This window comes from Pseudonocardia lutea, assembly GCF_042658055.1.
Classification (GTDB): domain Bacteria; phylum Actinomycetota; class Actinomycetes; order Mycobacteriales; family Pseudonocardiaceae; genus Pseudonocardia; species Pseudonocardia lutea.
In genome coordinates, this window is the sequence record NZ_JBHSQK010000108.1 from 82,890 (window position 1) to 89,464 (window position 6,575).

8 protein-coding genes are annotated in these 6,575 nt (G+C 76.6%); 3 read left to right on the top strand and 5 right to left on the bottom strand.

Features of this window, described 5'->3' with window-relative positions:
• Positions 1–36 precede the first annotated feature (36 nt).
• The 5 genes from ACFQH9_RS30230 to ACFQH9_RS30250 form a co-directional block, all read right to left on the bottom strand.
• On the bottom strand, positions 37–330 hold the full coding sequence (locus ACFQH9_RS30230; RefSeq protein ID WP_379571532.1) for a YciI family protein: 294 nt from the start codon (positions 328–330) through the stop codon (positions 37–39).
• The gene (locus ACFQH9_RS30235; RefSeq protein ID WP_379571534.1) at positions 327–836 is read right to left on the bottom strand and encodes an SRPBCC domain-containing protein; all 510 of its coding nucleotides are present in this window, start codon (positions 834–836) and stop codon (positions 327–329) included. The genes ACFQH9_RS30230 and ACFQH9_RS30235 overlap by 4 nt, the downstream gene beginning before the upstream one ends.
• Positions 833–1,162 (bottom strand): ArsR/SmtB family transcription factor, encoded by a 330-nt coding sequence (locus ACFQH9_RS30240; protein ID WP_379571535.1) that lies wholly within the window; start codon positions 1,160–1,162, stop codon positions 833–835. Before ACFQH9_RS30240 ends, ACFQH9_RS30235 begins: the two co-directional genes overlap by 4 nt.
• Positions 1,159–1,533, bottom strand: coding sequence for a VOC family protein (locus tag ACFQH9_RS30245; RefSeq protein WP_379571536.1), 375 nt, complete (start codon positions 1,531–1,533; stop codon positions 1,159–1,161). Before ACFQH9_RS30245 ends, ACFQH9_RS30240 begins: the two co-directional genes overlap by 4 nt.
• Before the next feature lie 95 nt (positions 1,534–1,628).
• Positions 1,629–3,281, bottom strand: a complete 1,653-nt coding sequence (locus ACFQH9_RS30250) for an ABC-F family ATP-binding cassette domain-containing protein (protein WP_379571537.1) — start codon at positions 3,279–3,281, stop codon at positions 1,629–1,631.
• Between the two features lie 32 nt (positions 3,282–3,313).
• On the opposite strand from ACFQH9_RS30250, the gene ACFQH9_RS30255 reads away from it, so the two are divergent.
• The 3 genes from ACFQH9_RS30255 to ACFQH9_RS30265 form a co-directional block, all read left to right on the top strand.
• A complete protein-coding gene (locus ACFQH9_RS30255) occupies positions 3,314–4,027 on the top strand; it encodes a PIG-L deacetylase family protein (RefSeq protein WP_379571538.1) in 714 nt (237 codons plus the stop codon).
• 61 nt (positions 4,028–4,088) lie between these two features.
• Positions 4,089–5,768: a 2-succinyl-5-enolpyruvyl-6-hydroxy-3-cyclohexene-1-carboxylic-acid synthase gene (menD, locus tag ACFQH9_RS30260; protein ID WP_379571539.1), complete on the top strand. Its 1,680-nt coding sequence runs from the start codon at positions 4,089–4,091 to the stop codon at positions 5,766–5,768.
• A 222-nt stretch (positions 5,769–5,990) separates the two neighbouring features.
• A partial coding sequence (locus ACFQH9_RS30265; protein ID WP_379571540.1) for a hypothetical protein occupies positions 5,991–6,575 on the top strand: 585 nt, incomplete at its 3' end.

The following is a 6,575-nucleotide window of genomic DNA, read 5'->3' on the forward strand; positions in this document are numbered from 1 at the left end:
CCGGACCTCGGCCCGGCGACCACGGGTGCCCGCGGCTCAGCGGGTGACCGCGGACAGCATCGGCCAGACCTCGAACCGGGCGACCCCGGCGACGACGGCCGGGTCCTTCTCGCCGAGGGCGTTGACGTCGTCGATCGACTCGCCGTTGACGATGCCGAGGCCCCAGACACCGGCGGGATCGACGACCGGGCCGAACACGATCGTCCGGCCGGCCTCGAGCTGGCCCCGCCAGTACTGCGCGTGCTCCGCCATGGCGGCGCTCTCGCGCTCGTCCATCGTCGTCGCGAAGTTTGGGCGCGGCGGCAGGAGCCGGTAGAGGAACCAGTTCATCGGACGTCCTCCCGGACGGCGTCGGCGAAGGCGCCGAGGATCGTCGCCCAGCCGCGCTCGAAGGCACCGCCGGAGTAGCCGCCGGGCAGCGCGCAGGCGGCCCGCAGCTCCTCGGGCGGGAGCCGGTCCCAGCCGCGGTGCTCGAGGTCCACCCGGGTGGTGGCCTCGTTCAGGGCGACGAACCGCAGCTCGACCTCGGTCGGGGTGCCCGTGACGTTCCACGTCATGGTCAGCCCGACCGGCGGGTCCCAGGCCAGCAGCGTGCCCCAGGCGTGGCAGCTGCCGTCGTGCCAGTGCTCGGTGACCGTGCCGCCCACCCGCCGGTCCACGGTCACGGCGGCGATCCGGCTGCTCCCGCCGAGGGAGAAGGGGTCGAGCGGCCACCAGTCGGCCAGGCGGTCCACGAACACGCGGAAGGTGCGTTCGCGGGGCGCGGCCACGGTCGTCGATTGGTGGATCGGCGGGCGGGCGAGGTCCACCACCTCGCCGTGGGTCTCGGTGCTCACGACTCGTCCTCCTCCACGAGGGCGCGCGCCCGGTCGAGCGCGTCGGACCAGATGCCGTCGAGGGCCGCCTGCAGCTCGCGGACCGCCTCCCGGCGGGCACGGTACAGCCGGCGGGTGCCCTCGCGGCGTTCCGCGATCAGGCCGCTCTCCTTCAGCACCGTGAGGTGCTGGCTGACGGCCGTGCGGGACACCTCGAACTCCGCGGCGATCTCACCCGCCGCACGCTCGGTGCCCGCGACCAGCCGCAGGATCGCCCGGCGGCGTGGTTCGGCGAGGGCCCGGAGCATCGCCCCGACCCGGTCGTCGAGCGGTGCGGGAGAGGTCACGATCCCCCCGCGGTCGCCCACAACCCCACGGTGTTGCCGTCCGGGTCGGCGAACAGTGCGAAGGAGCCGAAGCCCTCGGGCAGGTCGGTGGGCTCCACCAGCCGGGTGGCCCCGAGGCCCTCGGCCTTGCCCAGCCAGGCGCCGAGGTCGTCGACCCCGACGTAGAACTTCACGCCCGTGTCGCCCGGTTGGTACGAGGGCCCGATCCCGCCGATCAGCGGGCCGCCGGGCTCCGCGTGCGTGTCGACGAGCCCGTACCCGCCCCAGGCCGGGTCGGCGTCGACGCTCCAGCCGAACAGCTCGCCGTAGAAGCGACCCAGACGCTCGGGGTCGGTGCTGACGATCTCGAACATCGCGACGGGGTTTCCCATGACGTCCTCCCGAGACGGCTTCCGTGCGTTGTCACTAACGTTAGCGATGACTGACACATTGCGCAAGGGTGGACCCTGCGCGGCCGCGCAGGGGCTCAGTCCTCGGTCAGGCGGCCCGCGTCGACGTGCCACCGGCGGGTGGCGCGGACCGTGTCCAGCATCCGGCGGTCGTGCGTGACCAGCAGGACCGTGCCAGGGAAGGCGTCGAGGGCCTGCTCGAGCTGCTCGATCGCGGGTAGGTCGAGGTGGTTGGTGGGCTCGTCGAGCACCAGCAGGTTCACCTCGCGGGCCTGCAGCAGGGCCAGCGCCGCCCGGGTGCGCTCGCCGGGGGACAGCGACGCGGCGGGCCGCGGCACGTGCTCCCTCGTCAGCCCGAACTTGGCCAGCAGCGTGCGCACCTCGGACTCGGGCCAGTCCGGCACCGCCCGGCCGAACGCGGTGACCAGCGGCTCGTCGCCGAGGAAGAGCCCGCGGGCCTGGTCGATCTCGCCGACGACGACGCCCGCGCCGAGCCCTGCCGAGCCCTCGTCGACCGGGATCCGGCCGAGCAGCGCACCGAGCAGGGTCGACTTCCCGGCGCCGTTCGCCCCGGTGACGATCACCCGGTCCGCCCGGTCGACCTGCGCCGTGACCGGGCCGAGCACGAACCCGCCGCGCCGGACGACGGCGCCGTCGAGCCGGGCGGCGACGGCGCCGGACCGCGGGGCGGCGGCGATCGTCATCCGCAGCTCCCATTCCTTGCGGGGCTCCTCGACGACCTCGAGCCGCTCGATCGCGCGCTGGGTCTGCCGGGCCTTCGAGGCCTGCTTCTCGCTGGTCTCCGCGCGCTTGGCCTTGACGTTCTTGTCGTTGTCCTTCGACTTCCGCCGCGCGTTGCGCACGCCCTGGGCCATCCAGTTGCGCTGCATCTGCGCGCGGTCCTTCAGCGACGAGAGCCTGTCGTCGTACTCCTCGTAGGCCTCGCGGGCGTGCCGGCGGGCGATCTCGCGCTCGACGAGGTAGCTGTCGTAGCCGCCGTCGTAGACCCCGATCCGGCGCTGGTGCAGGTCCAGCTCCACGATCCGGTTCACCGTGCGGGCCAGGAACTCGCGGTCGTGGGAGACGATCACGGCGGGACTCCCCTGATGATTCTGGGCAAGGCCCTGGACGAACTTCTCCAGCCGCTCCAGGCCGTCGAGGTCGAGATCGTTGGTGGGCTCGTCGAGCAGCAGCACGTCGTAGCGGGAGAGCAGCAGGGCGGCGAGCCCGGCGCGCGCGGCCTGGCCCCCGGAGAGCGCGGTCATCGGCGTGTCGAGCGGGACGCCGAGGCCGACCTCGGCCGCCACCTCGCCGGCCCGGTCCTCGAGGTCGGCGCCGCCGAGGGCGAGCCAGCGGTCCAGGGCGGCCGAGTAGGTGTCCGCGGCGGCGTCCGAGCCGGCGCCCAGCTCCTCGGCGGCGACGTCCATGGCGGCCTGCGCGGCCGCCACGCCGGTCCGGCGGGCGAGGTACTGCGCCACGGTCTCGCCCGGCCGGCGCTCGGGCTCCTGGGGCAGGTGCCCGACTGTGGCGTCGGGCGGGCTGACCGCGATCCCGCCCGCCTCCGGCGTCTGCTCGCCGGCGAGCAGCCGCAGCAGCGTGGACTTGCCGGCGCCGTTGACGCCCACCAGCCCGACGACGTCGCCGGGCGCGACCACCAGGTCCAGCCCGCTGAACAGGACGCGGGCACCGTGCCCGGCGGAGAGGCCCGTGGCCCGGAGGGTCGCGCTCATGACACCTGCGAGGGTACGGGGACCATGTCCCCATGACGCTCCAGCCCTTTCCCGACGACTGGTCGCGCGCCCTCGTCGTGGTCGCCCATCCCGACGACATGGAGTACGGCGGCTCCGGCGCCGTCGCCCGCTGGCGGGACGCCGGCAAGGAGGTGGCGTACCTGCTGGTCACCCGGGGTGAGGCGGGCATCGACTCGCTGCCGCCGACCGAGGCGGGCCCCCTGCGGGAGGGGGAGCAGCGCGCCGCGTGCGCCGCCGTCGGGGTCACCGAGGTGGACTTCCTCGACCACTCGGACGGCGTGATCGAGTACGGGCTCCCGCTGCGCCGCGACATCGCCGCGGTGATCCGCCGGCGCCGGCCCGACCTGGTCGTCACCGGGAACTTCGCCGACCGCTGGCCGAGCGGGGCGCTCAACATGGCCGACCACGTCCACACCGGCCGGGCCGTCCTCGACGCCTGCCGCGACGCCGGCAACCGCTGGGTGTTCCCGGGCGCGGGGGGCGAGCCGTGGACGGGGGTGCGGTACCTCGCCGTCACCGGGTCGCCGCTGCCCACGCACGCCGTGGACATCGGCCCGACCTTCGACCGGGCCGTCGCCTCGCTCTCGGCCCACCGGGCCTACCTGGCGGCCCTCGGCGGGGACATGGCGGACCCGGAGACCTTCCTGCGGTCGCAGGCGACGGTCGTGGCTGAGCAGCTCCCGGGGGCGTCGCTGGCCGTCGGGTTCGAGCTGTTCGCCCTCTGACGGTGGGGTGTGAGCAGCGGAGCACGGCGGGACCGGCCGGTGGCGACATAGGGTCGGGAACGTGAACCCGGCACCGACGAACGGCTCCGCGGCTGGGCCCGTCCAGGCCGGCGTGGTCGTGGACGAGCTCGTGCGCCTCGGCGTCACGGACGCGGTCCTGTGCCCGGGGTCGCGCAACGCGCCGCTCGCCTTCGCCCTGCACGCGGCCGACGCCGCCGGTCGGCTGCGCCTGCACGTGCGGATCGACGAGCGCACCGGCGGCTTCCTCGCGCTCGGCCTGGCCCTCGGGTCCGGCCGGCCGGTCCCGGTGGTGACGACGTCGGGCACGGCCGTCGCGAACCTGCACCCGGCGGTGCTGGAGGCCTCGCACTCCGGCGTGCCCCTGCTCGCGCTCACCGCCGACCGGCCGCCCGAGCTGGTGGGCACGGGCGCCAGCCAGACGATCGAGCAGCAGGGCGTCTTCGGCGGGGCCGTCCGGCGGGCGGGCACCCTGGCCGTCGCCCGGCTCGCGCCCGGGGAGCCCGGCCGGTGGCGCGCCGCCGTCGACCGAATCGTGGCCGCGGCGACCGGCGCGCTCGGCGAACCGCCGGGTCCGGTCCACCTGAACATCCCGTTCGCCGAGCCGCTCGTCCCCGACCCGGCCGACCAGGTCCCGCCCGGCCGGCCGGACGGCGCGCCCTGGACCGTGGTCCCGCCGGTGCGCCGCAGCGCGCCCACCCTGCCGCTGGACCCGCGGGCGCCGACACTCGTCGTCGCGGGCGGTGGGGCCGGCATCGACCCGGCGCTGCTCGGCGGGGCCCCGCTGGTGGCCGAGCCGACGTCGCCGCTGTGGCCGCACGCCCTGCGCAGCGGGCCCTGGCTGCTCGGGGCGCCCGGCGGCCCGCCGCGGCCGACCCAGGTGCTCGTCGTCGGGCGGCCGACGCTGCACCGCGCGGTCGCACGCCTGCTCGCCGCTCCGGACCTGCAGGTCTACGCCGCCGCCGATCCGCACGGCATGCCGTGGACGGACGTCGCCGGCACGGTGCGCGCGGTGGGCGACGTGCCCGCGCTCGCCCCGCCGCGGGCCTGGGTGCAGCGCTGGCAGGAGGCCGACGAGGCCGCGTCGGCCGCGCTCGACCGGGCCCTGCCGGAGGGACCGCGCGGGCTGGCGCTGGCGCGCGACCTGGTCGCCGGGCTGCCGGACGGGGCCCGGCTCCTGCTCGGCTCGTCCAACCCCGTCCGGGACGTCGCGCTCGCCGCGATCCCGCGGCCCGGGCTCTCCGTGCTGTCCAACCGCGGGGTCGCGGGGATCGACGGGACGGTGTCGACGGCCGTCGGCGCCGCCCTGACCCATCCCGGGCCGACCGTGGCGCTGGTCGGCGACCTGACCCTGCTGCACGACACCACCGGCCTGCTGATCGGCCCGGACGAGCCGCGGCCGGCGCTGTCGATCGTGGTGCTCAACGACTCCGGCGGCGGGATCTTCGGGCTGCTCGAGCAGGGCGCGCCCATGCACGCGGCCTCGTTCGAGCGGGTGTTCGGCACCCCGCACCGCGCCGATCTGGCCGCGGTCGCGACCGGCCTCGGTGCCGCGCACGTGCTGGTCACCGCGCCGTCGGCGCTGCTCGACGCGGTCCTGCCGGCCGGTCCGGGGCTGCGGATCGTCGAGGTCCGCGCCGACCGGGCCACACTGCGCGCGGGCCACGCGGCGCTCGCCGCGGAGGTCGCGACGGCCCTGGCCGCCCTGCCCGCCCGGACCTGACCCGGGTCGCTGCTCCTTCCGGCCGCCGTCCGTACCGGCCGGATGGTCGGGAGGGTTACGGCGAGTGGCCACTCTGCGGCAGCTAGTGTGCGTTCTGCGTAACGGCCGGTGGTGGAGTGCCGACAGGGGAGCGGAGCCGACGCTCCCGGCCTCGCCCGCTCCCCGCGCCCGGCCGCCCGTCGAACGACCGAGGTACCGGTGACTTCCAGCACCCGGAGCCGCGTGGACGCCCCCACCGCGCGGCCCGCCCCCGACGCGTGGCCCACGGGCCGGCGCCGCCGCGGGGCCGCGTCCGGTGCGCCCCGGCCCGTCCGGCCCGATGCCTTCCGTGTGCGCCCGGTCGCGGCGCGGGCCTTCGCGGTCGAGTGCGGCCTGCTCGCCCTGGTCGGCGGCGTGGCATGGGCCACCGTCCGGGCCGTCGACGCCGCGGGGCTGCCGGCCGCGCGGCTGGCCTCCGTGCTCGTGTTCGCCGGCGGGATCGTGGCTGCCGTGATGATCGCCGTCGCCGGACGGGCCTCGGGCAGCCGGCGTGCGGGCCGGATCGCGGCGGCCGTCGGCGGTGCCGTCCTCGTCGGACCCCTGCCGATGGCGCTCGACCTCGGCGGCGCGGCCGGGCTGTGGCCGCTCGTGGCGGTGGTGGGGCAGCTCGCCGTCGTCGCGCTGCTGGTGGTGGCGGTGCGCCGGCGCTCGCCCGCCACCCGGCCCGCGGTGACCGTCGCGGCGGCCGTGCTGGCCTGCGCCGCCGCGCTCGCCGGGACCCTCCACGGCCTGGCCCCGGTCCTCGGCCTGCCCGCCGGGACGGTCGAC

Bases quoted from the DNA above. Each gene is read 5' to 3' on its own strand.
- ACFQH9_RS30230 (WP_379571532.1), bottom strand. From the start codon at position 330: ATGAACTGGTTCCTCTACCGGCTCCTGCCGCCGCGCCCAAACTTCGCG.
- ACFQH9_RS30245 (WP_379571536.1), bottom strand. From the start codon at position 1,533: ATGGGAAACCCCGTCGCGATGTTCGAGATCGTCAGCACCGACCCCGAG.
- ACFQH9_RS30250 (WP_379571537.1), bottom strand. From the start codon at position 3,281: ATGAGCGCGACCCTCCGGGCCACGGGCCTCTCCGCCGGGCACGGTGCC.
- ACFQH9_RS30255 (WP_379571538.1), top strand. From the start codon at position 3,314: ATGACGCTCCAGCCCTTTCCCGACGACTGGTCGCGCGCCCTCGTCGTG.